The sequence below is a fragment of the Enterobacter cloacae complex sp. OE43NF genome, assembly GCF_023544405.1.
In the GTDB taxonomy this organism is placed as follows: Bacteria; Pseudomonadota; Gammaproteobacteria; order Enterobacterales; family Enterobacteriaceae; genus Enterobacter; species Enterobacter cloacae.
In genome coordinates, this window is record NZ_JAMJFW010000002.1 from 60,829 (window position 1) to 84,523 (window position 23,695).

Consider the following 23,695-nt stretch of genomic DNA (forward strand, 5'->3'; position numbering starts at 1 on the left):
GGAAACAAGAATGAAAAATCTCGCCACGCTCAGCGTACACAGCGGCCAGGTTAACGATCAATACGGCGCGGTCATGCCGCCCATTTACGCCACCTCGACGTTTGCGCAACCGTCGCCGGGGGAGCATACCGGCTACGAATATTCCCGTAGCGGCAATCCTACCCGCCATGCGCTGGAAACCGCCATCGCCGAACTGGAAGGCGGCACGCGCGGCTATGCTTTTGCCTCCGGTCTGGCCGCCATTTCCACCGTACTGGAGCTGCTGGATAAAGACAGCCATATCGTCGCCATAGATGACGTCTATGGCGGCACCTACCGTCTGATTGAAAACGTGCGCAAGCGCAGCACCGGGCTGCGGGTCAGCTGGGTAAAGCCCGACGATCTGGCCGCGCTGGAAGCCGCCATTGGCCCCCAAACGCGCATGATCTGGGTGGAGACGCCGACTAACCCGCTGCTGAAACTGGCCGACCTGGCAGCCATCGGGGCCATTGCCCGCCGCCATAACGTGATAAGTGTGGCGGATAACACCTTCGCCTCCCCGGTCATTCACCGTCCGCTGGAGCTGGGTTTTGATATCGTAGTGCACTCCGCCACTAAATACCTGAACGGCCATTCCGACGTGGTAGCCGGGCTGGCGGTGGTGGGCGATAACCCGGCGCTGGCGGAACGGTTGGGTTATCTGCAAAACGCCATCGGCGGCGTGCTCGATCCCTTCAGCAGTTTTCTGACGCTGCGCGGAATGCGTACCCTGGCTCTGCGGATGGAAAAGCACAGCAGCAACGCGCTGGCGATTGCGCAATGGCTTGCGCAGCAGCCGCAGGTCGAAAAGGTGTTCTATCCGGGGCTGGATTCGCACCCGCACTATCAGCTCGCCCGCAGGCAAATGGCGCTGCCGGGCGGGATGATTTCCGTCGTGGTGAAAGGCGATGCGCAACGTGCGACGGAGGTGATCCGCAAGCTGAAGCTGTTCACCCTCGCAGAAAGTCTCGGCGGTGTGGAAAGCCTGGTGAGTCAGCCCTACAGCATGACCCACGCCTCAATTCCGCGCGAGCAGCGTCTGGCTAACGGCATTGTGCCGCAGCTAATCCGCCTGTCCGTGGGGATCGAAGAGGCAGACGATCTGATTGCCGATCTGAGTCAGGCGCTGGAAAAATAAGCAAAAGGCGGCAGGGCCCTCGCCTGCCGCCATAAGATGTCATTATGCCTTAACGCATTGATAACAATATTATGTGAAACTGCACAGATTATTTCTGAAACACCGTTTCCATTTTCCTTTTATCTTAAAATCAGCGTATAATGCGCGCCAAATCCCTGGTGAATGGTTTCAGCGCTTGGAATACAAAAAACAACGTACAACTTCTCCTCTCCTTCGTTGGGCTGTCACTCAGGCACACTTTCTTCTGCACGCTCATTTGATGTCTCCTATCCTTAGTGCGTGTCATATACTCTTTTGCAACACAGGTTTGACTCCGCGGCGGTGCGCCCCCGGAGCGAGATTTCCATATCCTTCCCAACTTAAAGACTAAGACTGTCATGAAAAAGACGAAAATTGTTTGTACCATCGGCCCGAAAACCGAATCTGAAGAGATGCTGACCAAAATGCTGGACGCCGGCATGAACGTTATGCGTCTGAACTTCTCTCACGGTGACTACGCTGAACATGGTCAGCGTATCCAGAACTTGCGCAACGTCATGAGCAAGACCGGTAAAAAAGCCGCCATCCTGCTGGATACCAAAGGTCCTGAAATCCGCACCATCAAACTGGAAGGCGGTAACGACGTCTCCCTGAAAGCGGGCCAGACCTTCACCTTCACCACTGACAAGTCTGTGGTCGGTAACAGCGAAATCGTTGCGGTAACCTATGAAGGCTTCACCAGCGATCTGTCTGTGGGTAACACCGTGCTGGTAGACGATGGTCTGATCGGAATGGAAGTCACCTCCATCGAAGGCAACAAAGTCATCTGTAAAGTGCTGAACAACGGCGACCTGGGCGAAAACAAAGGCGTTAACCTGCCAGGCGTTTCCATCGCGCTGCCAGCACTGGCTGAAAAAGACAAGCAAGACCTGATCTTCGGCTGCGAGCAAGGCGTTGATTTCGTTGCTGCCTCCTTCATCCGTAAACGTTCCGACGTGGTTGAAATCCGTGAGCACCTGAAAGCGCACGGCGGCGAGAAGATCCAGATCATCTCCAAAATCGAAAACCAGGAAGGCCTGAACAACTTCGACGAAATCCTCGAAGCGTCTGACGGTATCATGGTTGCGCGTGGCGACCTGGGTGTTGAAATCCCGGTAGAAGAGGTGATCTTCGCGCAGAAGATGATGATCGAGAAATGTGTCCGCGCACGTAAAGTGGTTATCACTGCCACCCAGATGCTGGACTCCATGATCAAAAACCCACGTCCAACCCGCGCAGAAGCAGGCGACGTGGCGAACGCCATCCTCGACGGTACTGATGCCGTCATGCTGTCTGGCGAATCTGCGAAAGGTAAATATCCGCTGGAAGCGGTGTCCATCATGGCCACCATCTGCGAACGTACTGACCGCGTGATGACCAGCCGTCTGGACTTCAACAACGACAGCCGCAAACTGCGCATCACTGAAGCAGTCTGCCGCGGTGCGGTAGAAACGGCTGAGAAGCTGGAAGCGCCACTGATCGTGGTTGCAACGCAGGGCGGTAAATCTGCGCGTGCCGTACGTAAATACTTCCCGGATGCTACCATCCTGGCGCTGACCACCAATGAAACCACTGCGCGTCAGCTGGTGCTGAGCAAAGGTGTTGTTGCGCACCTGGTGAAAGAGATCGCCTCTACTGACGATTTCTACATTCAGGGTAAAGAACTGGCGCTGGAAAGCGGCCTGGCACAGAAAGGCGACGTGGTTGTAATGGTATCGGGTGCACTGGTACCGAGTGGTACAACCAATACCGCCTCTGTTCACGTGCTGTAATAATGTTCAAACGAATTAGTTTTTGATAAAAAGCGTCCTTCGGGGCGCTTTTTTTATTCGTGGTATTAGCCAACTCTATTCAAAAAGCAAATCGGGTTTTTCTATTTAATCGCGATTTATGTAAGATGAATCCGATGAAAAATGCCTTTTTTAACATAGCTTTTTCGACAAAAATGCCGAATTCGTTGCTTCTTTGAGCGAACGATCAAAAATAGGCGTATTCCCATCAAAAAAATATTCTCAACCCAAAAAAGTTTGTGTAATACTTGTAACGCTACATGGAGATTAACTCAATCTAGAGGGTATTAATAATGAATCGTACTAAACTGGTACTGGGCGCGGTAATCCTGGGTTCTACTCTGCTGGCAGGTTGCTCCAGCAACGCTAAAATCGATCAGCTGTCTTCTGACGTTCAGACTCTGAACGCTAAAGTTGACCAGCTGAGCAACGACGTGAACGCAATGCGTTCCGACGTTCAGGCTGCTAAAGACGACGCAGCTCGCGCTAACCAGCGTCTGGACAACCAGGCTACTAAATACCGTAAGTAATAGTACCTGTTAATAAAATGGCGCACATTGTGCGCCATTTTTTTTGCCTGCGTCAAACGTCCTACTGCGTCACCTTCTCGCCATCCTCTTCCGTTACCGCAGCAGAGACACGGCTGTTCTGTACGGACTGCACGTTGTTGCTGGCTGATGGGCCGTTAGCCGCCGATACGGCGACCGGGATCCCCGCCCGGCGCGACAAGGCTTTATCAATAAGCGCTTTATCACTTCCCGCCTGAGAAACAAACGAGGCAAAGTCAGCGGAATGGGTAATAGGTGTAATCTGCGGGTTTTCTCCCTCCACCTGCGCCAGCGGACGATGTACTTCAATATAGCGTTTGCCATCCGGCTCGACGGAGAACTTCACCGGCTCATTAATAATCTGCACCCGTGTGCCGACCCGCACCTGTTCGAACAAGGCTTTAATGTCCGGGGCATTCATGCGCATACAACCTGAACTCACCCGCAGCCCAACGCTGTCCGGCGCACTGGTACCGTGGATGAGATATTCCCCATTGCCCACGCCTAAACGCAGTGCAAAGCGTCCCAGCGGGTTATTTGGCCCGGCGGGTACGACCGGCGGCAATTTAATGCCCTGCTCCAGAGAGCGCGCTCTGATGCCCGGCGTCGGGGTCCAGGTTGGATTAGGGATCTTCTGACTCACGCGGGTCGTCGTGACCGGCGTCTCCAGCCCCAGCTGTCCAATCCCCAGCGGGAAGACCTGGACAATATTTCCCCCCGGCGGATAGTAGTAAAGCCGTAACTCGGCCAGGTTCACCACAATACCTTCGCGTGGCGTGTCCGGAAGCAGCATCTGGGATGGAATGGTAATCACCGTTCCCGGCGCAGGGTTTACCGGCGCAATGGTATTATTGGTTTCAAGGATGAGCTGTGCCGCAGTATTAAACCGACGTGCGATGGTCTGAAGTTTGGTATCCCCTTCCTGTATTGTGTAGGTTTGATTTTGCCCAATCAGACGGCTGCCTGCGGGCGGTAACGGATAATCCATCGCACTGGCCGAATTAAGAGCGCCGAGCGAACCAAGGAGTAAGAGTGTTATTAGAGACGCGCGCTTCATGCTGAGATTCCTTATTCACTGACAGAACGCCAGAAAGCTGAAAAACCAGCGAGGCGGGAACCACCTCGCGAAACAGAATGAATGCTGTCCTGTAAGTCTAGCTAATGATTGCAGCTTTGGCGCGGATGGCGCGAATCATCGCTTCCAGCCCCTGGGAGCGGGACGGGGTGAGGTGTTGGGTCAGGGCCATTTTTTCAAACCACGGGCGCACATCAAAGGCGACAATATCCTGCGCGGACATCTGATGGTAGAGAATAAAGACCACGGCGATAAGCCCTTTCACAATCGCGGCATCGCTGTCGCCGTGCAATTCAATCGTACCGTCGCCCTTTTGCTCCATCACAATCCACACCTGGCTCTGGCAGCCCTGAATAATATTATCCGGGTTATGCGCCGCTTCACTGAGCGGCGGCAAACGCTGCCCCAGCTCAATAATATAGAGATACTTCTCTTCCCAGTTTGCGCAACGTCCGAAGTTACGCAGTAATTTATCTTTGTCCGGCAACTCTGCCATTGTTCGCTTCTCCGTTAGCCCAGCAACTGGTGAATGCGTTTTAGCCCCGCCACCAGCCTGTCGACCTCTTCCGTTGTGTTGTACATCACCAGCGACGCGCGGCACATTGCCGGGACCTGATAAAATGCCATCAGCGGCATGGCACAGTGGTGCCCGGTACGCACGGCCACGCCATAGTTATCGAGGAAACTGCCCACATCATAGGCATGGTGTTTTCCCAGATTGAACGCAATCACGCCCTGCCGGTTGGCCGGGCCATACAGGGTCAACTCGGGCACGCTGGCAAGCTCCTGCAGCGCGTAGTGCATCAGCATCTGCTCATACTCCTGGATGGCCTCAAGGCCAATGGAGGAGACATAAGAGAGAGCAGCCCCAAGCCCGATAATCCCGCCGGTATTGGGCGTACCAGCCTCAAAACGCCACGGCGCGCGCGCGTAGGTGGTCCCTTCCGACAGGCTGACGGTGGCGATCATCGAGCCGCCCCCTTCCCACGGCGGCATGGCCTGCAAAATATCGTCTTTCACATACAACACGCCGATCCCGGTTGGGCCATAAAGCTTATGCCCGGAGAAGACGAAAAAATCGCAGTCCAGCGCCTGAACATCCACCGCGTGATGCATCACCGCCTGAGCGCCATCAATCAGGACCTTCGCGCCCGCCCGGTGGGCTTTTTCGACGATCTCTGCCACCGGGTTTTCAGTGCCCAGCACGTTAGAGACCTGGGTTATCGCCACCAGCCGCGTGCGGTCGTCCAGCAGGGCATCAAGGTGCTCAAGCTGAAGCGTGCCGTCCTGATTCAACGGGATCACCCGTAGCGCAGCACCCACACGCTCACAGAGCATCTGCCACGGCACGATATTGGCGTGGTGTTCCATCTCGGTGATGATGATGTTATCGCCCGCGTGGACCTGCGCACTGCCCCAGCTGTTGGCGACAAGGTTGATCCCTTCCGTCGTGCCGCGCACAAACACCAGTTCTTCCGGTGAGCGCGCATTCAGAAAAGCGGCCACCTGGGTGCGGACGTTCTCCATACGCTGGGTCGCCTCTGCGCTCAGCGTATGAATACCGCGATGCACGGCGGCGTAACCGTGGCGGTAGAATTCGGCTTCTGCATCCACCACCTGATTCGGTTTTTGCGCGCTGGCAGCGCTGTCGAGATAGGCCAGCGGCAGTCCATTCACTTCACGGGTCAGAACCGGGAAATCGGCCCGTACTTTCTCTACGGGAAAACTCATGCTTCGCCTCCAGGCAGACGCTGACCAATACGGGTCAGCACCTGCTGTTTTAACAGGCCATCGTCCAGCGCCTCCGTCAGCTCTGCGGCAAAGGCGTAGATAATCATTTTCTGCGCCGCCTGCTGGTCAATACCGCGCGAACGCAAATAGAACATCTGTTCATCGTCAATGCGCCCGACCGTGGCGCCGTGGCTGCATTTGACGTCGTCGGCATAGATCTCCAGCTGCGGCTTGGTGTCCACTTCTGCCAGGCGCCCCAGCAGCAGGTTGTTGTTGGTCATCTGCCCGTCGGTCTTAATGGCGTGTTGCGCCACATTGATCAGACCGTTAAACACCGCGCGGCCTTTGTCGCTGACAATGGTTTTGTGCAGCTGGCGGCTGTTGCAGTAGCCTTTGTTGTGCTCAAGCCAGGTCCGCGTATCGCACACTTCCGATTTGACCGGCATCGCCAGGCTGTTGATGCGCAGGGTGGTATTCTCGCCGTTAAGCTGCGTACTGGTATTGTGACGCAGTACCGCGCCCCCCAGCAGGAAGCTGTGGCTGTATGCCGCTGCATCTTGTCCAAGCAGGATATCGTTATGCGCAAAGTGGTGACTCTGCGGGTTCTCGAATGCCAGCTTGATATGGTGCAGCTGAGCGTTGGCGGCGACATTCATCGTCAGGCGCGCCCCGGTAAAGTGGCGGGTATCGTTGAGGCTGACGTAATGTTCAATGATCGTGGCTTCCGCCCCCTCCGCCAGCTCCAGATGGTGGCGATAGTGCGCAGTATTGATTTCATCGCCGTCCAGGCCCTGGGTGATGTGCATCAGCAGCAGCGGTTTCGCCGGGCGCTGGTTTCGCTTCACGTGAATCTGCGTCACACTCTGCGCCAGGCTCTCGGTAAGGTGCAGAAAGACCTCCGGCTGCACGGGTGCCGTCAGGCTCTGGCGCTCATCATTAATAGTGATCGTATAACCGCTCTCGTCGGTGCTGTCGCTCAGATCAGGACGGAACTGGCCGTCGACAAACACCAGGCGCAGGGCATCCACATTCAGCGCCAGTGCATCGCGCTGCGTCGGTGTGATATCCGCCCGTTGCGAGACAAATTCAGCGTTCAGCAGGCCCTCAAGCGGCGTGTACTTCCAGTTCTCATGTTTACGCGTGGGTAAACCGAGGCGCAGCATCTGTTGCAGGTGCTGTTGTGCCTGCTCAGAACGCCTTCCGCCCTGCGCTTCAAACAGACGGTGCCACTGCTGGAGCGCATTACTGCTGTTCGGTAAGCCAGCCATAACCCTGCTCCTCCAGTTGTTTGACCAGCGTGAAATCACCGGATTTCACAATGCGCCCCTGGTAAAGCACGTGGACGTAATCCGGTTTGATGTAGTCAAGAATACGCTGATAGTGGGTGACGATAATGAATGAGCGTTTGCCGTCGCGCAGAGAATTCACCCCGTCGGCGACAATCTTGAGGGCATCGATATCCAGACCGGAATCGGTCTCATCCAGAATGCACAGTTCAGGTTCAAGCACCGCCATCTGCAGAATGTCGTTGCGCTTCTTCTCGCCGCCGGAGAAACCGACGTTCACCGAGCGGGTCAGCAGATCTTCCGGCATTTTCAGCAGCTTGATCTTCTCTTCCATCAGGTCCTGAAAATCAAAACGATCCAGCGCCTCCAGGCCACGGTATTTGCGTACCGCGTTGAGCGCCGTTTGCAGGAAGAACTGATTACTGACGCCCGGAATTTCGACCGGATACTGGAAAGCCATAAAGATGCCCTCCCCCGCGCGCTCTTCCGGCGACATCTCCAGCAAATCTTTGCCGTTAAACTCCACCGAGCCGTTGGTCACTTCGTAATCTTCGCGTCCCGCCAGCGTCGCGGAAAGCGTACTTTTCCCGGAGCCATTCGGCCCCATAATGGCGTGGACTTCACCCGGCTTGACGTCAAAATTGAGGCCACGCAGGATGGCTTTGTCTTCCACGCTAACCTGTAAATCTTTAATACTTAACATGTGCTTTCCTTAACCGACGCTGTGTTCAAGACTAATGGCGAGGAGTTTCTGGGCTTCAACGGCAAATTCCAGCGGCAGTTCAGAGAACACGTCCTTACAGAAGCCGTTGACAATCATCGAGATGGCATCTTCTTCACTGATCCCGCGCTGCAGGCAGTAGAAAAGCTGATCTTCCCCGATACGCGACGTTGTCGCCTCATGCTCAAGCTGGGCGCTGTTGTTGCGACACTCCACGTACGGGAAGGTATGCGCGCCGCAGTCTGCGCCAATCAGCATGGAGTCACACTGGGTAAAGTTTCGCGCGTTGGTGGCCGTAGGCATGATTTTCACCAGCCCGCGATAGCTGTTCTGGCTGTGTCCGGCGGAAATACCTTTTGAGATGATGGTCGATTTGGTGTTTTTACCAATGTGGATCATCTTGGTGCCGGTATCCGCCTGCTGATGGCCGCTGGTCAGCGCAACGGAATAAAACTCGCCGATGGAGTTATCCCCGCGCAAAATACAGCTCGGATACTTCCAGGTAATGGCCGAGCCGGTTTCAGACTGGGTCCAGGACATCTTGCTGTTTTCGCCTTCGCACAGCGCACGCTTGGTGACGAAGTTGAGGATACCGCCGGTATTACCGTCGCCCGGGAACCAGTTCTGCACCGTGGAGTATTTCACTTCGGCGTCTTTATGGATGATGACTTCAACCACCGCGGCGTGGAGCTGATAGCTGTCGCGCACCGGCGCGGAACACCCTTCGATGTAGCTGACGTAGCTGCCTTCGTCCGCCACCAGAATGGTGCGCTCGAACTGGCCGGTCTTTTCCGCGTTGATGCGGAAATAGGTTGACAGCTCCATTGGACAACGTACCCCTTTCGGCACGTAGATGAAGGTGCCGTCTGAGGCGACCGCTGCGTTGAGCGCCGCGAAGAAGTTGTCGTTAGACGGTACCACGGTGCCAATGTACTTTTTCACCAGTTCCGGGTGATCGTGGATCGCTTCGCCGAAAGAGCAGAAAATGATCCCCTGTTCCGCCAGCTTCTCACGGTAGGTGGTTGCCACCGAGACAGAGTCAAAAATGGCGTCCACCGCCACCTCTTTCCCCTCGCGAACCGGTACGCCAAGCTGGTTAAACGCCTCTTCCACCTCTTTACTCAGGAAGCTATTATCCGCGCCAGTTTGCTGTACCGCGCCGGGCTGCGAGGCGCAGGTGTCGTCACAGCTGCCGCAGGAAGGTGCAGAGTAGTAGCTGTAATCCTGATAATTCAGCTTATCGTAGTGGGCTTTCAGCCAGTGCGGCTCTTCCATCTCCAGCCAGGCCCGGTAAGCGCTCAGGCGGAATTCGAGCATCCATTCCGGCTCGTTACGTTTGGCTGAAATTGCGCGCACGACATCTTCGTTGATGCCCTTCGCCAGTTCATCAGTTTGCAGCTGGGTGAAGAACCCCTCTTTATAGTTGAGGTGTCCGCCGCTCCAGGTATTTACTTCACTCGTTGCTTCAGTATTACGAGACATAGTACCGCCTATACCCCAAAGCTTTCGCCGCAGCCACATTCGTTCTGGGCTTTCGGGTTATGAAATTTGAATAACTGGTTTAAACCTTCACGCACGTAGTCCACTTCGGTGCCGTCGATAAACGGCATCGCCTGAAGCGCGACATACAGTTTTGCGCCATCCGTTTCAAACACCAGATCATCTTTTTCGGGTTTGGTGACGGTGTCGAGCACATAACCAAACCCCGCGCAGCCGGTCTGCTTGACCCCTAAACGCACACCGAGGAACTCTGGCTTTTTCGCCACCAGCTCATGAATATGTGCCGCCGCCGCTGGCGTGAGCGTTAAACCGCGCCAGGCGAAATCGGCAGGGTTAAAGGTTTCTGAATGCAGTTCCATAGGTCCACCTCATCTGATAAGCCATCAGGGCATAACACCATGTTAGTGATAACGATTATCACTTCAACCCTCTGACAGCAGGGGCATTAGGCTTAATCGCCCTTTTTGCCTGGTTTTATTAAGCATAGACCCTGTGAGAGGATGCTGGCGGGATGGATTTAATTGTTCAATGCATTGATTAATAATGCATTTCGCTGCGTCGCTCGTCTGATTAAAAGGAAAAGCAAAATATGCATCGGAAATGCCTATTTTTGAGATAGCTTTTGCGCAGGACAGAACAGAAAGAAAAAAGGCCCTCAAGGCCTCTGATGATTAATGATGAAAGGCGACGGAAAAACCCTGTTCACGCCAGTGATCGAGCTGTTCCTGCTGACGGGGCGTGGGCGATTTTCCCGTCCAGACAAAGAGTTTCTGCCCGGGGAAGAGTTCGGGACGCGGTGAATCAATCGGCTCTGCCAGCACGTCGATATGCCAGCCCTTATTGGCTAAGCGCGCGGCTTCAAGCCACAGATGAGTGCGGTCGTCGCACTCCCAACCGATGAGCAACGCATCTTTACCGGCTTTTTTACGCGATTCTGCCAGGCTTGCCACGGCGAATTCGATCAGCACACCATCAAACAGGCTCGCCATGTGGCGCACCGTATTTTGATCCTGATTCATGCGCTGCCTTACAGGGGTAATAATGTTGTCGATCAGCGCATCCATGGTGTGATCGCGGCGAAACTCGCCAATTTTTGCGCGCAGTTTTGCCGGGCTGGCATAGCGCAAAACGGTCATCATCTCTTCCTGGAAAGCGGCCCAGTTACCCTGGGTCATCACTTCCTTGTTTTCCAGCAAGGCTTTTACTTTCCCCACCGAAACGCCTGATTTCATCAGACGTTTGATCTCTTCAATACGCAGGATATCCTCGTCGTCGAACTGACGATGACCCCCTTCACTGCGCTGCGGCTTCAACAAACCATAACGGCGCTGCCAGGCACGCAGCGTAACGGGGTTGATACCGCATCGTTCGGCGACTTCGCCGATACTGTAATAGGCCATTAACTCCCTCACGCTCAATACTTCCATACCCAACCACAGCAACCTTATCAGATTGTACAAGCTATTTGTATAACTAAGACCTCAGTTTGAAACAGGTGAATGGTGAGGACACCATCCACGCCGTTAACTCTATTGTTGTCTAAATTCCGCCTTCCGTACAGTTAACTCTGCCAAAGGTTGTACAGCATTATCACAATCCAGACTTTTTCTCGGGCCACGAAATTGCCGGAATGCCGCCATGTCGGGGGCTGGCAAACAGATGCCCCTGGAACTGGGAAATTCCCGCAGATTCCAGCCACATCCACTCCTCAGCCTTCTCTACGCCAACGGCGCAGAACTGAATTTCCAGCGAGGAACAGCACTTGATAATCGCCTGAATGATGGCCTGACGCGGACCGCTTTTATGCACATCCAGCACCAGATCGCGATTAATCTTAATTCTGTCCGGCTGGAACTGGGCCAGCAACTGCAGCCCGGCAAAACCGGCCCCGAAGTGATCGATCGTCACGCTGATACCGGCACTTTTTAACTGCCGGACCGAATGGGTAAACTCATCGAAGCGCGAGATGGCTTCACTTTCGGTGAATTCCACCACAATTTGCTCCGGCACAAAGCCGTTCGCGTCGATAGCGGTGAGCAGGAAATCGACGGCATGCGGGACATTGACCAGCGTCATGGGCAACAGGTTAATCGACAGCGTCTGATTCTGTAGCCCCAGCGCACTGGCCATGGAGAGCGCAACCTGTTTGCTGTGCAAATCTGCTGCGTAGACCTCTTCGCGCGGAAGCGCCGCAAAATAGGCCCGTGGCGAGTCGCCGGATGGCGTGCGCAGCAGTGCTTCCCAGGAGACCACCTCCTGCATAAAGGGATCCACAATCGGCTGAAATGCAAAGCTGCAGTCTGCCCCTTTTGCTACCACCGGCGGTTGTGCGGATAACGGCGTCTCCTCGGGGATAAAATCCCAGGCATCGGCGGGCGGCAATTCAAAATAGTTGGCCTTCTCGGTTGCCTCAACGAACGTGCGGAAGAACTGCAGCGGACGATCGTTATAGGTCAGCTGATAGCGGGTCGTGCCCTTATTAAGCACCTGCTGAAGAACATCTTCCCGGTCGAAGTGACGCAAATCAAAGAGCTCCATCCCAACATTGCCAAAACGCCGGGAAGGTCCGTGATCGCGCATCAGTTCCACCACATTGTGGTGACGCGGATCGCGGCAGATCTGCTCATAAATGGCGGTCACGTTTTCGACTGGCCCTTCGAGCAACTGAAAAAAGTGCGTGCCGTTAAACAACAGGATCCCCGTGACGTCGGATTGTCGGTTTTTACTATCTGCAGCAGCGACCATGGTTTCCAGCGCTTTCACCGGAACGTCATCGCAGATATGGCTGCGGTATATGATGGTTGTCAGCATGCTTTTCCTGGAGGGGTTAGGGGTTTGGCCACGAAAACGCGTGGATAGAGTTCTGTTATAGCATATTAATTGTCAGGCAAATAATTTACGTCTCAATGATTTAGGACGTTTATGACCCGAGTTTTCGATGTTGTACAACTTAACCACGACGCTTCAAGTTGTACAATATATTTTGTTACGATACCGTTACAAACTCCATCAATAACCCTCTGAAATATAAAAAGTTTATAAAATATATCATAAAATATTTAAAAATCTGTACATTTTTAATGTACAGATTTGGGATTTATGTATACCTTAAATGTAACGTTAGTGATTACTAAATTTTACAGGAGCGAAACATGCAACAGAACGGTTACGTCGCAGATTCTGCCGCCGCTATTGCGCAGTACTTCGAAAAAGCCGCGCTTCCAACGCAACAGGAAACGCTGGGTGAAGTTGTGGTTGAAATTCTTAGCGACGGGCGAAACCTCAACCGCAAGTCGCTCTGCACCAAACTCTTAAGTCGCCTCGAAAAGGCCGAAGGGCCGGAAGAGGAACAGCATTACCACATGCTGCTTGGTTTGCTCTTCGAACGGTAACGTTATGAATCGCAGTGACGCTGAAAGACTCACAGACCAGCTTATCGGTGAAGCCGTGCTTTCCCTCCTGAAAGAACGGGGGCCACTGACGACCGATTCCCTGGTACAGCGTCTGCGTAAAATGCAAATTCATGAAAAAGATCCCCGGCGGCGGGAGACACTGGCGAGGGTGATAGCCGACATCGGCTCAAAAAACAGCGCCTTTATACGTCGCAGAACCGCGCAAGGACGACCAATCAGAGAGGGATCTCTCAAGGATAACAGAGACAATGTTGTGCCGTTATTTGGTGATGGAAAACCGTCCACTCCCAGGAAAATACATTGACTGCAATTTAACAGCTACGGTGAGAACAAATGAGACAGAATATTCAGCCACAACCCGAATACCATTCGGCTTTTCTGGACAGTGCTTTGTCGGAGTATTTCCGCCACGCTGGCGATCGTTTTGCTGAAGAATCCGCGATTTTTTCTACTGCAGTACGTTGTGTCCTGGCCACGGAAGGTCACCTTACCAACAAAGCGATCATTCTCTGGCTGATCCAGACGCTGGAAGCGACGGATGACGTGGTTCAGGCCGACGTCATTCGTAAAACGCTGGAAATTGTTGTGGGTTACACAATGGACGACCTTTAAAATTAGCTAACGTGTCATCGTCATAACTGTCGACCAGCCTGACGATGACACCCCTCCCCCCTCATAACACCCTGTGAAACACGCATCGTAAAGATGGCACACTTCCTGCTTACTCCTCTTTACGGGATCGGGCTCTCCGGTCATCTTGCTTCATTTCTTAACAGGTCTGTTATTGATGAAAAAAATCGCCAGCGTCTGCCCTTACTGTGGTGCAGGCTGTAAATTAAACCTCGTTGTTGAAAATAACCGTATTATCCGTGCCGAAGCCGCAGACGGCGTAACCAATCAGGGCACCTTGTGCCTGAAAGGCTTTTACGGCTGGGACTTCCTTAACGATACCCGCTTGCTCACCCCTCGCCTGACGCAACCGATGATCCGCTACCACAAAGGCGAACCCTTTACCCCGGTCACCTGGGACGAGGCCATTCGTTATACCGCCAACAAGCTTAAAAACATTAAAGCGCAGTTCGGCCCGCGGTCCATCATGACCACCGGCTCTTCCCGGGGGACGGGCAATGAAACCAACTATGTGATGCAGAAATTCGCCCGTGCGGTACTCCATACCAACAACGTGGACTGCTGCGCACGCGTCTGCCACGGGCCTTCCGTGGCGGGTTTGCAGGAAACGCTGGGCAACGGCGCGATGAGTAATTTCATTAACGACATTGAACACTCAAAATGCCTGCTGGTTTTCGGATACAACTGCGCCGATTCCCATCCTATTGTCGCCCGCCGCGTGCTGAAAGCCCGTGAGAACGGTGCGAAAATTATCGTCTGCGATCCGCGTCGGATTGAAACAGCCCGCATTGCCGACCAACATCTGCAACTGAAAAACGGCAGCAATATGGCACTGGTTAACGCCTTTGGCTATGTGCTGCTGGAAGAGGAGTTGTACGACAAAAACTACGTCGCACGCTTCACGGAGGGGCTTGAGGCCTACCGGCAGACGGTGAAAGAGTACGCGCCAGAGAAGGTCGAACATCTGACCGGCATACCCGCCCACGATGTCCGCCAGGCGATGCGCACTTTCGCAGCGGCCCCTTCCGCGACCGTGATGTGGGGAATGGGCGTCACACAGTTTGGTCAGGCCGTAGATGTGGTAAAAGGGCTCTCGAGTCTGGCGCTGTTAACCGGTAACCTTGGTCGCCCTGCCGTCGGCGTCGGTCCCGTTCGCGGACAAAATAACGTGCAGGGAGCGTGTGACATGGGCGTTTTGCCCAATATGTTCCCCGGCTATCAGGACGTGACGGACCCGGCTATCAGGCAGAAGTTCGCCGATGCCTGGGGAATTGACGTTACGGTAATGGACGATCGCGTCGGCACGCGTATTACCGAGGTGCCGCATCTCGCCCTGGAAGGTAAAGTCAAAGCCTATTACATCATGGGGGAAGATCCGCTGCAGACGGAGGCCGATCTCGGTCTGGTGCGCAGCGGCTTTGAGGCGCTCGACTTTGTGGTGGTTCAGGACATCTTCATGACCAAAACGGCGGAAGTGGCGGATGTTCTGTTACCCGCCACCTCCTGGGGCGAACACGGGGGCGTCTTTACCTGTGCCGATCGTGGCTTCCAGCGTTTCGGCAAGGCCATTGAGGCCAGCGGCAACGTAAAACGCGACTGGGAGATCATCAGCCTGCTGGCGACAGAAATGGGCTATCCGATGCACTACACCTCAAACCAGCAGATCTGGGATGAGATGCGCGCGCTGTGTCCGCTGTTCTACGGCGTAACATACGAAAAAATGGGCGAAATGGGCCATGTCCAGTGGCCATGCCCAACGCTCGATCACCCCGGCACACCGTATTTGTACAAAGATAATCACTTCGACACGCCAACCGGCAAAGGGCAACTGTTTGCCGCGCCCTGGCGAGCGCCCGCTGAAACACCAGACGAAGACTATCCTCTGGTGCTCTGCACAGTGCGCGAAGTGGGGCATTACTCCTGTCGTTCCATGACCGGGAACTGCGCTGCGCTGCAAAGCCTGGCCGACGAACCGGGTCGGGTACAATTGAACCCGGCGGATGCGGAACAACGCGGTATCACTGACGGGCAACTGGTCTGGGTGCGTTCGCGCCGCGGTAAAGTGATTACCCGCGCCAGCCTCAGCGAACGCATCAACCCCGGGGCTGTATATATGACCTATCACTGTATATATGACCTATCAGTGGTGGATTGGTGCCTGCAACGAACTGACGCAGGATAATCTTGATCCCATCTCCAAAACGCCGGAAACGAAATATTGTGCGGTTCAGCTGGACGCCATTGCGGATCAACGCTGGGCTGAGGACTTTGCGGCATCGGCGTACCAGTCCATGAAGTCTCGGCTGATCAGTGCGGTGAATGCCTGAGAAAATGCCGGGTGGCGCTGCGCTTACCCGGCCTACGTTACGGGCGTTTATCCAATCAACAGCAGGCAGGATAAATCATCGCCGCCATTGATTTTATCAATCGCAGCGTCCATGCGGGCATCAATGGTGTTATTGTGCATGGTCTTTTCGGAGAGGCTGGCGATGGTTTTCATTACCACCTGTTGGTCGATTTCGCCCTGCATCGATCTTACGCTGAGGATGAATTTGATATAGAAAAAGTCCAGCACGATACGATAAAACTGACGCATCATCGTCGCCATGTTTTTGCCGGGGAAATAGCTGCTGTAGAGTTTGTACAGCAGGTAATTGCGTAACACGTAAGGTTCTGACAAACAGGAATCCTCACATAATTTGTGCCACTGCTGATTAATCGCGTCGAATTTTGTCTCCAGTTCCGCCGCGTCGCTAATACCGTCAACATCCAGGTATGCGGCAATTTGCTGATGCCCTTCAAGAATAAAACCGTCCCGGGCTGAATCTTTTGCAACATGCGTTCCCATGACGGACAACGCCAGATATTTCATTGCGTTTGACTTCGCCAGATGTCCGGAATCCATCAGCGATTTTCCGCTTTGCAGCTCATCGAGAAGCGCTTCGTAGAAATTTTCCACTTCAGCAAATTTATTATGTAGATCGACGTTAACGTGCTGGAGACAAAGAATAAACTGCGCCAGCGCCATCAAATTTTCTTCTATATTACGGGATGGCGACTGGATTAAATTCCAGGCGAAAAGATGGATCACCTGCTGTGTCTGCGAGACAGACTGGCGCTGCCCAATCAAATTGGTTTTATAGCCCGCCACCAGCTCATCCTGCTCCTGAAGCAGCATCGCATCCGGGTCAAACAGCACCCGCCGCACCACCTCCGGGCAGGAGAGCGTCATCGTGTGCCGTGTCTCATCCTGGTAGCGAGTTGAACTCCGGGGGTAAGTGCTGCAGGTATGCGAAAGCGCCTCTTCCCCCAGATCGCGGTGGACCATGCAGAGCTTGTTTTCATCGATAAAAGGACAGTCCCCTTTTTCGTTTAACTTCACTCTGGAGTAGCTATTCTTACCCTTTCTCTGCAGGATAAGGTTCTTTTTGGCAATGGCGGCAATCTCTGTGTGCGAGGAGAGAACGTATTTCTGATGAGTTTTCTTGTCGATAGCGATTGTCCAGCCACGACAACATGACATTAAGCATTCTGGCCCAACACACTTAAATTTACAGACAAAAATCGGCTTGATGGTTTTGTGAATTTGCATAGCGAAGGCGTCATTATATAAAGCATAAAAAGTACCATGACGCGCGCGCTATGCTAAAGGCGCATAACGGCGCACAAATTCAGGTAATTTACAGTATCAAAGAGAATGCGAGATAGTCACCGAGCCGGTTTGGGTAACTGTTCCTTTGCACCATTCGGCGAATAAGGGCAATCAGTTCAAAATCGGTTCGCAGATTAAACTTTTGCATCATTACATACTTTTGCGTAAAAACGGTTTTATCGCTGATCTTCAGCGCATGCGCGATCTGCACTACCGATAATCCCCGGTAAAAATTGGCCATAATGCGTTTTTGCTGGGGTGATAATATTTTATGCTGACACTCTGCGCAGCTTTTTTGCTTCCAGCTGTTCCCCGCCAGCTCTGCGCGGTACCAGGCAATGAACAGCACCTGGCTTATCCGATCAAGAGAAGCACGACGTGAAATAAAAATAATATCGTTAAAGCAGGAGGGTAAGGCAGAAAAATGATATTCATCTTCTACCAATCCGATCACAATCCCTTTCTGGCGCGCCTGTAATTCGGGAAAACAGACCAGCGCCTCCCCCATACAAAACGAGAGAACGATAATATCGGCGGCACTGACGTTATCACGGCTAAGCTCCGCCTCGAAATGAATCTGCTGCTTAAAATTACGCAAAAAGAATTCCACAAAGAAACACTGCAGCCCATGGTGAAAAAATTGGTCTGTCTCTTGAATCAGAATATTCAACATAGCAAATACCGATGTGGGTCAGTCAATAAGCGTTATTAACGCGCGGGATTGTTAATTGTATTGCATGGTCATCACAACAACTGCGCTGACGCTGCCCGGCGTCGCGCCACCGGTAACAGATTTTACCGAAGCCTGCATGGCCATGGTCGCCGTTCTGTCCGGCGCAATATTTTGCGTTATGCTGGACCCGGTCCCCTTCAACGTTCCCGTTGCGGCCTCACGCATGGCTATCGCCACGTTTGTCGCCGAGCCGCTGTTCATGTAGTAGTCCGCACCGGCCGCCGGATCGGGGGTGCCGGTGAACGAGACCGTGACGCTGCGGGTCCCCGCCGGGCACTGGGTAAATTGCAAATTAAACGGCACCGGATCTGATGTCGATCCCGGCGTCGCCATATTAGTCGCCTGTATATTTCCAAGATTAATATCCAGGTTTGCGCTCCCGCCATTAAATACACAGGGCGAGGCGATGATATTTCCCGTCACGCCCAGATTAACGCTATCAGCCGCAACGACGTTCCAGCTGAATGCAAGGAGGAACATCCCTCTCCTGAAGGGTAATTTCATCATTTCACCTGTTACTGGTAGGTCAAATTAAGGGTGGCGGAGGCATTTGCCGAGCCGGACTCAACGGATGTTAATGTCTGGTAATAGCGTGCCGTTAACGGGAGCGTCTCCTGCCCGCCTGCTGACTGTTTTAATAAAAGACGGCTGTTTAACGTCAGCGGCGAGCCATTATAGAGAAGCTGCACGCCAACGCCTTTTGCGGTGCCGCTGTTTCCCTGCCCTGTTAATGCCATTACGCTGGTATTCGCACTGTCCGGGTTCTGTATTCCGCTCAGGGAAACCGAAATATTGGTGCCAACGCTGCAGTTCAACCCGAGGTTTTGCGTATTCTGCGCAACTGCTGGCGTGGTCCCCACCACTGAGCCAAATGCTGCGGCCGAAATATCACCAATCGGGAACGTCAGCTGCGGCGTGGTGATGGTGCAGGCCAGCGCGTTGATTGTGCCGCCGGTCAGCTGCACGGTTAACCCGTCACGGTAAATACCGTCGCTGCCCTGCAGCGTCACCGCCCCTATGGGGCCTGGCGTTAAGGCGCCGGACGATACCGGGCCAGTCACCACCAACTCGACCCAGCCCCCGTACCAGACCACATACGAGGTCTGCGCACTATACGAGAACGTATTGCTCGGGTTCTCAAAATAGGCATTTGATGAAAGCCGAATGCCAATCCCGCTAACGTTGGTGTTGTAAACATGATTGCCGTAGCTGCTCAGCGCGGCATTGTTGTATCGCATGCTAAAACCCAACATAAGTGGATTGGTACACCCGCTAAGGTAGGTGCCGGTATTACTCGCCGCGCCGGAAAAAATCACCGTGCCGACAGGCGCATCGCGCTGAACATTGATTGTGCCCACCGACAGTGTAGAAAGTTGAGGCGTAATGGTGGTGCAGGTCCCGGCCCGGGCGATATGCCATGCGCAAAGACAGCACAGCAGTAATAACATGTTGATCCGTTTCATCTTAATGCTCCCGGCGACACGAGACGCTGATGTCCGTGATGCCGCCGTATTGCGCTTCATTCGGCAGGCTAAAATCTGCCCGACACTGCTGGTGAGGTTGATGTCCCCATGTTGCCAGGACCGTGCCCTGGTCGCGCAGGCCGGTTAAATAGACCTGGCCGCGATCGCCCACGATAAAGCTGCTCTTGTCATCATCCGCCAGGGTAACAACCGCGCCAAACGGCACGAACTGCTCAGGCGTCGTCAACGTCATCAGCACCCGACGTCCGACTTTGGACAAATAATCGGCTTTTACCACCGCGCCGCGCGTAGGCGTGACCGTGCGGGTGTTGATCTCCAGCTCCACATCGTCAGGCATATTTTCCGGATCGAGAGTGAGATCGTTTTTGCGGTATACGGAGAGGTTATTCACCACCGTATAGCCCCGGAAATCCGTTCGCACGCCGGACTGATTACGAATATTCACGCCGTGCGCGCCCGGGGCTTTGATTAACGCGTTGGTTTCCCCCAGCGGCTGAGACAGCGTCACGCCATCAGCATGCGCGAGGATCCCTCCCTGCAAACCATAGCTAAGGCGCTCGCTATGTTTGTCGTACCCATAGCCCGCCGTAACTTCCCCGTACGTGCCTTTATAGTCGCCGTTGAGCGTACCGGTATAGCCCACGCCATCCGTACCGTAACCCTGCTGGATATTCCAGCTCAGGGCGCTATTGTCGAGGGCCACCCCGTTCATGCCGATACTGTGCGTCGTGCCACTGTTCTTGCTGGCGTTCAGGCCATAGTTAGCCCACGTCTGCGGCAGAAATTTATCCAGCGGTACGCTAACGGTCAGCGCCAGAAGCTGGTCGTTAGCGTAGGTCTTTGTACTTCCACTGCCAGACGACGGGCTGCCATTTTTGCTGTATGTCCAGCTCACGCCATAGCTGATGTTGTGCCAGTCATTGTTGTAGCCGACACTCCACGACGCCATGGGTCTGTCAGCGTTCCAGTAATCTTCCCGCGCGGCGCTGAGCGTCAGCGCGCCCCGGTCACCGCCCAGCGTCTGGCTCATGGTGAGCTCCAGGCGGTTACGCCGTCTGTCCTGAAGTGCGCCGCTGTTCCCCCAGGAGTCCAGCACGTCCTGGAGTCCGTAATAGCCGCGCGTTGAATAACGGTACCCCGCAATCGAAAAGTTGGTGCCGGTATTAATAACGTTCTTGCTGTAACGCGCTCGCCAGGACTGCCCCTGCGTTTTTGCAGTATTGGCCGGCGTTGACCAGGCCTGGGTGACATCGACGGAAAGCGCGCCGAAGTCCCCCATGTTTTTACCAGCTCCGACCGCAAGCGACTGATATTTGCTGGCACCCTGCCCCCCGCCATAGATCGTGATGCCCTTCTGAAGCCCATAAATCGCGGCGATCTGCCCGAACGGGGTTTTCTCCACGCTGCTGTTGTAGGCGCGATACTGTCCACCGGTGAGGGCATATTTCAGTCGCCCTTCGCGCTGCAATACCGGTACCGAGGCATACGGCAGCGTGAAATGCTGCTCGCTGCCATCGGCCTCTTTGATGGTCACGTCTAAATCGCCCGCGCCACCGGTGGGATACATATCGGTAATTTCAAACGCGCCCGGCGCCACGTAGCTTTGGTAGATCTGATAGCCATTCTGGCGAATCACCACCTGAGCATTGGTGCGCGCGATCCCGCGGACCACTGGGGCATAGCCTTTCAGGGAATCCGGTAACATGTCATCATCCGAGGCCAGCTGAACCCCGCGAAAAGGCACGCTGTCAAAGACATCCGCCGGGGCGGAACTGTCCCCAAGGGTAAGCTGCGCTTTCAGGGGAATAACGGCACGTTGCAGATAGCTGTAGACCGTGTCCCATCGATCTTTCCCCGCGCCATCCCGTGACCAGGTGGTGTAGTTGCGTAGACGCCACGGGCCAATATTTATCCCCGGACGCAGGTTCGCATACTGGCTGTTGCTGCTGGCCCCCTCACCCGCTTTCGCCCGGCTGTTCGCGCCGCTGAGGCTGTAATTGAGCATGGCTGCCGTTATCCCCTCATCCCACATCTCCGGCGGCACATAGCCTCTTGCCGGCAGATCGATGGCGGCCTGCGGAATACTCAACACCAGACGCTGGGCACCAAACTGGAAATCAGCACTTGCCTGGGGAATCGCCTGAAGATTGACGCATTCATCGTGTCCTGCACTGAGCGCAGGAAATAATGCCGTTTTCACCCCCCAGCGTTTTAATTGCGCAAGACTCAGACAAGGCTGCAATGACGCATCGCCGTTGTCGGCTTTGCTCGCGGTAAACTGAATATCCCCCGTCTCCAGAAACGCGTCGTCGACAATAATATCGACATGGTAGATCCCCGGTGCCTGCGAGCCTGATTCAAAGGCCGACAAATCGGCTTTATCCATGCCTGGATTATCCAGCTCAATTAATTCGGAGTTAAAGGCAACACTGGCGTAGAGCGAGGTTGAGGATCCGCCAAACGCTAAGGCGATAAACATCGCCAGGCGTGCGGGTTTCATTGTGTTATTTACCGTCATTGCGAATTACCGGGTTAATGCAGGCGTTGCCGTTTGTGAAAGGATCACAAACTGGCTTTATGTAATACGCCGGGACTGCCATAGTCGTTAATAATTTTAAACGTGAGTGAATTTCCCCTTGCCTCATTGGGTAATACAAACCGGGCTGAGGCACCGGGTAACACGTAGGTCACATCGTCCAGCTTTTTCCCCCCCAGCGTAATTTCATTAAAATTGACGACATATTGCGTGGGGTTGTTGACCTGAATTTCATTCCCGGCGCGTTGCCAGGTTAATTTATTAGCCTGTTCTTCTGGCGTAGACGCCCGCAAACTTTCTGGCCGGTAGATCAGTTTGATGCGCGTTTTCACTGCTATTTGCAGGGCGTTCGTCTGTTTTGATGCTGAAGGGATCGCTTTAATATTCAGCCAAAATAAACTTTCCTGCTGCTGAGGCAGTGCACCCGCCATCACAATTCGCTCGACGTTTTTTTGCCCGCCATCCAGTCGGTATAACGGTGGGGTAATAATAAAAGGCGCTTTACCTGAATTACCTTCCGGCAAATCTATCCATGACTGAATTAAATAAGGCGTCGCGTCAGGATTATTAATGCTTATTGACGCCTCTTTTTTTGTCCCATCGAAAATGATACGGGTACCGCCAATAATCACTCCGGCCTGCGCTGTGCTCAGCGTCAGTGCTGACAGCGCTACGGCCAGTCCGGTTGTGTTGATAAAACGCATTGTAAACCACATACCACAAAGGGGCCGGGATGGCCCCCTGCACATTGCTGCAAACGATTAGTTGTAAACCACGGAGAAGTTAGCGACAGAATTCGCCGGACCGGCGGTGACAGTCGCTGCGGTGGAAATATACTGAGCGTAGAAACTCAGGGTATTATCCGCGGTGCTGCTCAGCACATAGCTATAGCTGTTGCTGCCGTGAAGCGGCAGATCCGCCTTATCCGCACTCATCAGGTTGATTGCCACTCCGGTCGCCGCTCCCGCCGCGGACGAATCAATCGCCAGCAGGCTGGAATTGGTGGCATCTGGCGTACCATCAAAGCGAACCTTCGCGTTGGTCACCGTCACCGGGCAATTTTTCAACACGATATTAAATTGCGTGGCTGCGGTTCTGGCCCCGGTGGTCGGAAACTCGGTCTTATAATAATCACCTAATACCACCACCTGGTTCTGCGAAGCCACATCAACGTCACAGGCGGAATCCAGAATATTTCCGTTAAAATTAACGGTACCTGCTGCGGCGAAAGCGTGGGTTGCTGTCAGGGCGGAACCCACTGCCAGCAGGGTTATCATCATTTTATTTTTCATCATCAAATCCTGTATCACTTTATTTATTACTGAAATCCAGATTACATAATTCGGGCTTCATCAGCCGATGACCGAAATTTATACAACTCTTTTTCGGTACACAATCTATTTTGAGGTCTAGCTGTAGACT

The 23,695-nt window shown here is 53.9% G+C and carries 23 protein-coding genes and 1 pseudogene; 8 read left to right on the forward strand and 16 right to left on the reverse strand.

Annotation, left to right across the window (positions count from 1 at the left end; translation table 11 throughout):
- Positions 1 to 10 precede the first annotated feature (10 nt).
- From M8370_RS01650 to lpp, 4 genes are all read left to right on the forward strand, one after another.
- Positions 11 to 1,156, forward strand: a complete 1,146-nt coding sequence (locus M8370_RS01650; protein ID WP_250020404.1) for a trans-sulfuration enzyme family protein — start codon at positions 11 to 13, stop codon at positions 1,154 to 1,156.
- Between the two features lie 73 nt (positions 1,157 to 1,229).
- On the forward strand, positions 1,230 to 1,526 hold the full coding sequence (gene ynhH, locus M8370_RS23550; protein WP_418250441.1) for a protein YnhH: 297 nt from the start codon (positions 1,230 to 1,232) through the stop codon (positions 1,524 to 1,526).
- A 7-nt stretch (positions 1,527 to 1,533) separates the two neighbouring features.
- Positions 1,534 to 2,946 carry a pyruvate kinase PykF gene (pykF, locus tag M8370_RS01655; protein WP_058651509.1) on the forward strand — a complete coding sequence of 471 codons (1,413 nt, stop codon included), beginning with the start codon at positions 1,534 to 1,536 and terminating at the stop codon, positions 2,944 to 2,946.
- A gap of 311 nt (positions 2,947 to 3,257) precedes the next feature.
- A complete protein-coding gene (lpp, locus tag M8370_RS01660; protein ID WP_001082307.1) occupies positions 3,258 to 3,494 on the forward strand; it encodes a murein lipoprotein Lpp in 237 nt (78 codons plus the stop codon).
- A gap of 61 nt (positions 3,495 to 3,555) precedes the next feature.
- On the opposite strand, the gene ldtE is transcribed toward lpp, so the two are convergent.
- The 9 genes from ldtE to M8370_RS01705 form a co-directional block, all read right to left on the reverse strand.
- On the reverse strand, positions 3,556 to 4,569 hold the full coding sequence (gene ldtE / locus M8370_RS01665; RefSeq protein WP_023620680.1) for a L,D-transpeptidase LdtE: 1,014 nt from the start codon (positions 4,567 to 4,569) through the stop codon (positions 3,556 to 3,558).
- A gap of 97 nt (positions 4,570 to 4,666) precedes the next feature.
- The gene (gene sufE / locus M8370_RS01670; protein ID WP_013096952.1) at positions 4,667 to 5,083 is read right to left on the reverse strand and encodes a cysteine desulfuration protein SufE; all 417 of its coding nucleotides are present in this window, start codon (positions 5,081 to 5,083) and stop codon (positions 4,667 to 4,669) included.
- Between the two features lie 14 nt (positions 5,084 to 5,097).
- Positions 5,098 to 6,318, reverse strand: a complete 1,221-nt coding sequence (gene sufS, locus M8370_RS01675) for a cysteine desulfurase SufS (protein ID WP_250020405.1) — start codon at positions 6,316 to 6,318, stop codon at positions 5,098 to 5,100.
- Positions 6,315 to 7,586, reverse strand: coding sequence for a Fe-S cluster assembly protein SufD (gene sufD, locus M8370_RS01680; protein WP_136374256.1), 1,272 nt, complete (start codon positions 7,584 to 7,586; stop codon positions 6,315 to 6,317). Before sufD ends, sufS begins: the two co-directional genes overlap by 4 nt.
- A complete protein-coding gene (gene sufC, locus M8370_RS01685; protein ID WP_013096955.1) occupies positions 7,561 to 8,307 on the reverse strand; it encodes a Fe-S cluster assembly ATPase SufC in 747 nt (248 codons plus the stop codon). The genes sufD and sufC overlap by 26 nt, the downstream gene beginning before the upstream one ends.
- A 9-nt stretch (positions 8,308 to 8,316) precedes the next feature.
- Positions 8,317 to 9,807, reverse strand: a complete 1,491-nt coding sequence (sufB, locus tag M8370_RS01690; protein WP_013096956.1) for a Fe-S cluster assembly protein SufB — start codon at positions 9,805 to 9,807, stop codon at positions 8,317 to 8,319.
- An 8-nt stretch (positions 9,808 to 9,815) separates the two neighbouring features.
- Entirely contained in the window at positions 9,816 to 10,184 is a 369-nt protein-coding gene (gene sufA / locus M8370_RS01695; protein WP_250020406.1) for a Fe-S cluster assembly scaffold SufA, read from the reverse strand.
- A gap of 312 nt (positions 10,185 to 10,496) precedes the next feature.
- Positions 10,497 to 11,225, reverse strand: a complete 729-nt coding sequence (locus M8370_RS01700) for a MerR family transcriptional regulator (RefSeq protein ID WP_058681469.1) — start codon at positions 11,223 to 11,225, stop codon at positions 10,497 to 10,499.
- Between the two features lie 190 nt (positions 11,226 to 11,415).
- Positions 11,416 to 12,636, reverse strand: coding sequence for a diguanylate phosphodiesterase (locus M8370_RS01705; protein ID WP_013096959.1), 1,221 nt, complete (start codon positions 12,634 to 12,636; stop codon positions 11,416 to 11,418).
- A 341-nt stretch (positions 12,637 to 12,977) separates the two neighbouring features.
- On the opposite strand from M8370_RS01705, the gene ycgZ reads away from it, so the two are divergent.
- From ycgZ to fdhF, 4 genes and pseudogenes are all read left to right on the forward strand, one after another.
- Complete coding sequence (ycgZ, locus tag M8370_RS01710) at positions 12,978 to 13,217, forward strand: regulatory protein YcgZ (protein WP_013096960.1); 240 nt, start codon at positions 12,978 to 12,980, stop codon at positions 13,215 to 13,217.
- A gap of 4 nt (positions 13,218 to 13,221) precedes the next feature.
- Positions 13,222 to 13,542, forward strand: a complete 321-nt coding sequence (locus M8370_RS01715; RefSeq protein ID WP_058684468.1) for a hypothetical protein — start codon at positions 13,222 to 13,224, stop codon at positions 13,540 to 13,542.
- Between the two features lie 29 nt (positions 13,543 to 13,571).
- A complete protein-coding gene (locus M8370_RS01720; protein ID WP_013096961.1) occupies positions 13,572 to 13,850 on the forward strand; it encodes a biofilm development regulator YmgB/AriR family protein in 279 nt (92 codons plus the stop codon).
- A 175-nt stretch (positions 13,851 to 14,025) separates the two neighbouring features.
- A pseudogene (gene fdhF / locus M8370_RS01725) lies at positions 14,026 to 16,195 on the forward strand (formate dehydrogenase subunit alpha).
- 47 nt (positions 16,196 to 16,242) lie between these two features.
- Here fdhF and fliB read toward each other — a convergent pair.
- The 7 genes from fliB to M8370_RS01760 form a co-directional block, all read right to left on the reverse strand.
- The gene (fliB, locus tag M8370_RS01730) at positions 16,243 to 17,460 is read right to left on the reverse strand and encodes a flagellin lysine-N-methylase (protein WP_250020407.1); all 1,218 of its coding nucleotides are present in this window, start codon (positions 17,458 to 17,460) and stop codon (positions 16,243 to 16,245) included.
- 88 nt (positions 17,461 to 17,548) lie between these two features.
- Complete coding sequence (locus tag M8370_RS01735; protein ID WP_013096964.1) at positions 17,549 to 18,193, reverse strand: helix-turn-helix transcriptional regulator; 645 nt, start codon at positions 18,191 to 18,193, stop codon at positions 17,549 to 17,551.
- 51 nt (positions 18,194 to 18,244) lie between these two features.
- Positions 18,245 to 18,733 (reverse strand): fimbrial protein, encoded by a 489-nt coding sequence (locus tag M8370_RS01740; RefSeq protein ID WP_100168537.1) that lies wholly within the window; start codon positions 18,731 to 18,733, stop codon positions 18,245 to 18,247.
- A gap of 35 nt (positions 18,734 to 18,768) precedes the next feature.
- The gene (locus tag M8370_RS01745; protein WP_149896460.1) at positions 18,769 to 19,716 is read right to left on the reverse strand and encodes a fimbrial protein; all 948 of its coding nucleotides are present in this window, start codon (positions 19,714 to 19,716) and stop codon (positions 18,769 to 18,771) included.
- A 1-nt stretch (position 19,717) separates the two neighbouring features.
- Entirely contained in the window at positions 19,718 to 22,255 is a 2,538-nt protein-coding gene (locus tag M8370_RS01750) for a fimbria/pilus outer membrane usher protein (protein WP_250020408.1), read from the reverse strand.
- Positions 22,256 to 22,299: 44 nt separating this feature from the next.
- Positions 22,300 to 22,977, reverse strand: coding sequence for a fimbrial biogenesis chaperone (locus tag M8370_RS01755; RefSeq protein WP_058684475.1), 678 nt, complete (start codon positions 22,975 to 22,977; stop codon positions 22,300 to 22,302).
- Between the two features lie 57 nt (positions 22,978 to 23,034).
- A complete protein-coding gene (locus M8370_RS01760; protein WP_029882031.1) occupies positions 23,035 to 23,565 on the reverse strand; it encodes a fimbrial protein in 531 nt (176 codons plus the stop codon).
- Between the last annotated feature and the right edge of the window lie 130 nt (positions 23,566 to 23,695).

Excerpts from the sequence above, each read along its gene's own strand:
- M8370_RS01650 (WP_250020404.1), top strand. The coding sequence starts at position 11 with ATGAAAAATCTCGCCACGCTCAGCGTACACAGCGGCCAGGTTAACGAT.
- pykF (WP_058651509.1), top strand. The coding sequence starts at position 1,534 with ATGAAAAAGACGAAAATTGTTTGTACCATCGGCCCGAAAACCGAATCT.
- lpp (WP_001082307.1), top strand. The coding sequence starts at position 3,258 with ATGAATCGTACTAAACTGGTACTGGGCGCGGTAATCCTGGGTTCTACT.
- ldtE (WP_023620680.1), bottom strand. The coding sequence starts at position 4,569 with ATGAAGCGCGCGTCTCTAATAACACTCTTACTCCTTGGTTCGCTCGGC.
- sufE (WP_013096952.1), bottom strand. The coding sequence starts at position 5,083 with ATGGCAGAGTTGCCGGACAAAGATAAATTACTGCGTAACTTCGGACGT.
- sufS (WP_250020405.1), bottom strand. The coding sequence starts at position 6,318 with ATGAGTTTTCCCGTAGAGAAAGTACGGGCCGATTTCCCGGTTCTGACC.
- sufD (WP_136374256.1), bottom strand. The coding sequence starts at position 7,586 with ATGGCTGGCTTACCGAACAGCAGTAATGCGCTCCAGCAGTGGCACCGT.
- sufC (WP_013096955.1), bottom strand. The coding sequence starts at position 8,307 with ATGTTAAGTATTAAAGATTTACAGGTTAGCGTGGAAGACAAAGCCATC.
- sufB (WP_013096956.1), bottom strand. The coding sequence starts at position 9,807 with ATGTCTCGTAATACTGAAGCAACGAGTGAAGTAAATACCTGGAGCGGC.
- sufA (WP_250020406.1), bottom strand. The coding sequence starts at position 10,184 with ATGGAACTGCATTCAGAAACCTTTAACCCTGCCGATTTCGCCTGGCGC.
- M8370_RS01700 (WP_058681469.1), bottom strand. The coding sequence starts at position 11,225 with ATGGCCTATTACAGTATCGGCGAAGTCGCCGAACGATGCGGTATCAAC.
- M8370_RS01705 (WP_013096959.1), bottom strand. The coding sequence starts at position 12,636 with ATGCTGACAACCATCATATACCGCAGCCATATCTGCGATGACGTTCCG.
- ycgZ (WP_013096960.1), top strand. The coding sequence starts at position 12,978 with ATGCAACAGAACGGTTACGTCGCAGATTCTGCCGCCGCTATTGCGCAG.
- M8370_RS01715 (WP_058684468.1), top strand. The coding sequence starts at position 13,222 with ATGAATCGCAGTGACGCTGAAAGACTCACAGACCAGCTTATCGGTGAA.
- M8370_RS01720 (WP_013096961.1), top strand. The coding sequence starts at position 13,572 with ATGAGACAGAATATTCAGCCACAACCCGAATACCATTCGGCTTTTCTG.
- fliB (WP_250020407.1), bottom strand. The coding sequence starts at position 17,460 with ATGCAAATTCACAAAACCATCAAGCCGATTTTTGTCTGTAAATTTAAG.
- M8370_RS01735 (WP_013096964.1), bottom strand. The coding sequence starts at position 18,193 with ATGTTGAATATTCTGATTCAAGAGACAGACCAATTTTTTCACCATGGG.
- M8370_RS01740 (WP_100168537.1), bottom strand. The coding sequence starts at position 18,733 with ATGTTCCTCCTTGCATTCAGCTGGAACGTCGTTGCGGCTGATAGCGTT.
- M8370_RS01745 (WP_149896460.1), bottom strand. The coding sequence starts at position 19,716 with ATGAAACGGATCAACATGTTATTACTGCTGTGCTGTCTTTGCGCATGG.
- M8370_RS01750 (WP_250020408.1), bottom strand. The coding sequence starts at position 22,255 with ATGACGGTAAATAACACAATGAAACCCGCACGCCTGGCGATGTTTATC.
- M8370_RS01755 (WP_058684475.1), bottom strand. The coding sequence starts at position 22,977 with ATGCGTTTTATCAACACAACCGGACTGGCCGTAGCGCTGTCAGCACTG.
- M8370_RS01760 (WP_029882031.1), bottom strand. The coding sequence starts at position 23,565 with ATGAAAAATAAAATGATGATAACCCTGCTGGCAGTGGGTTCCGCCCTG.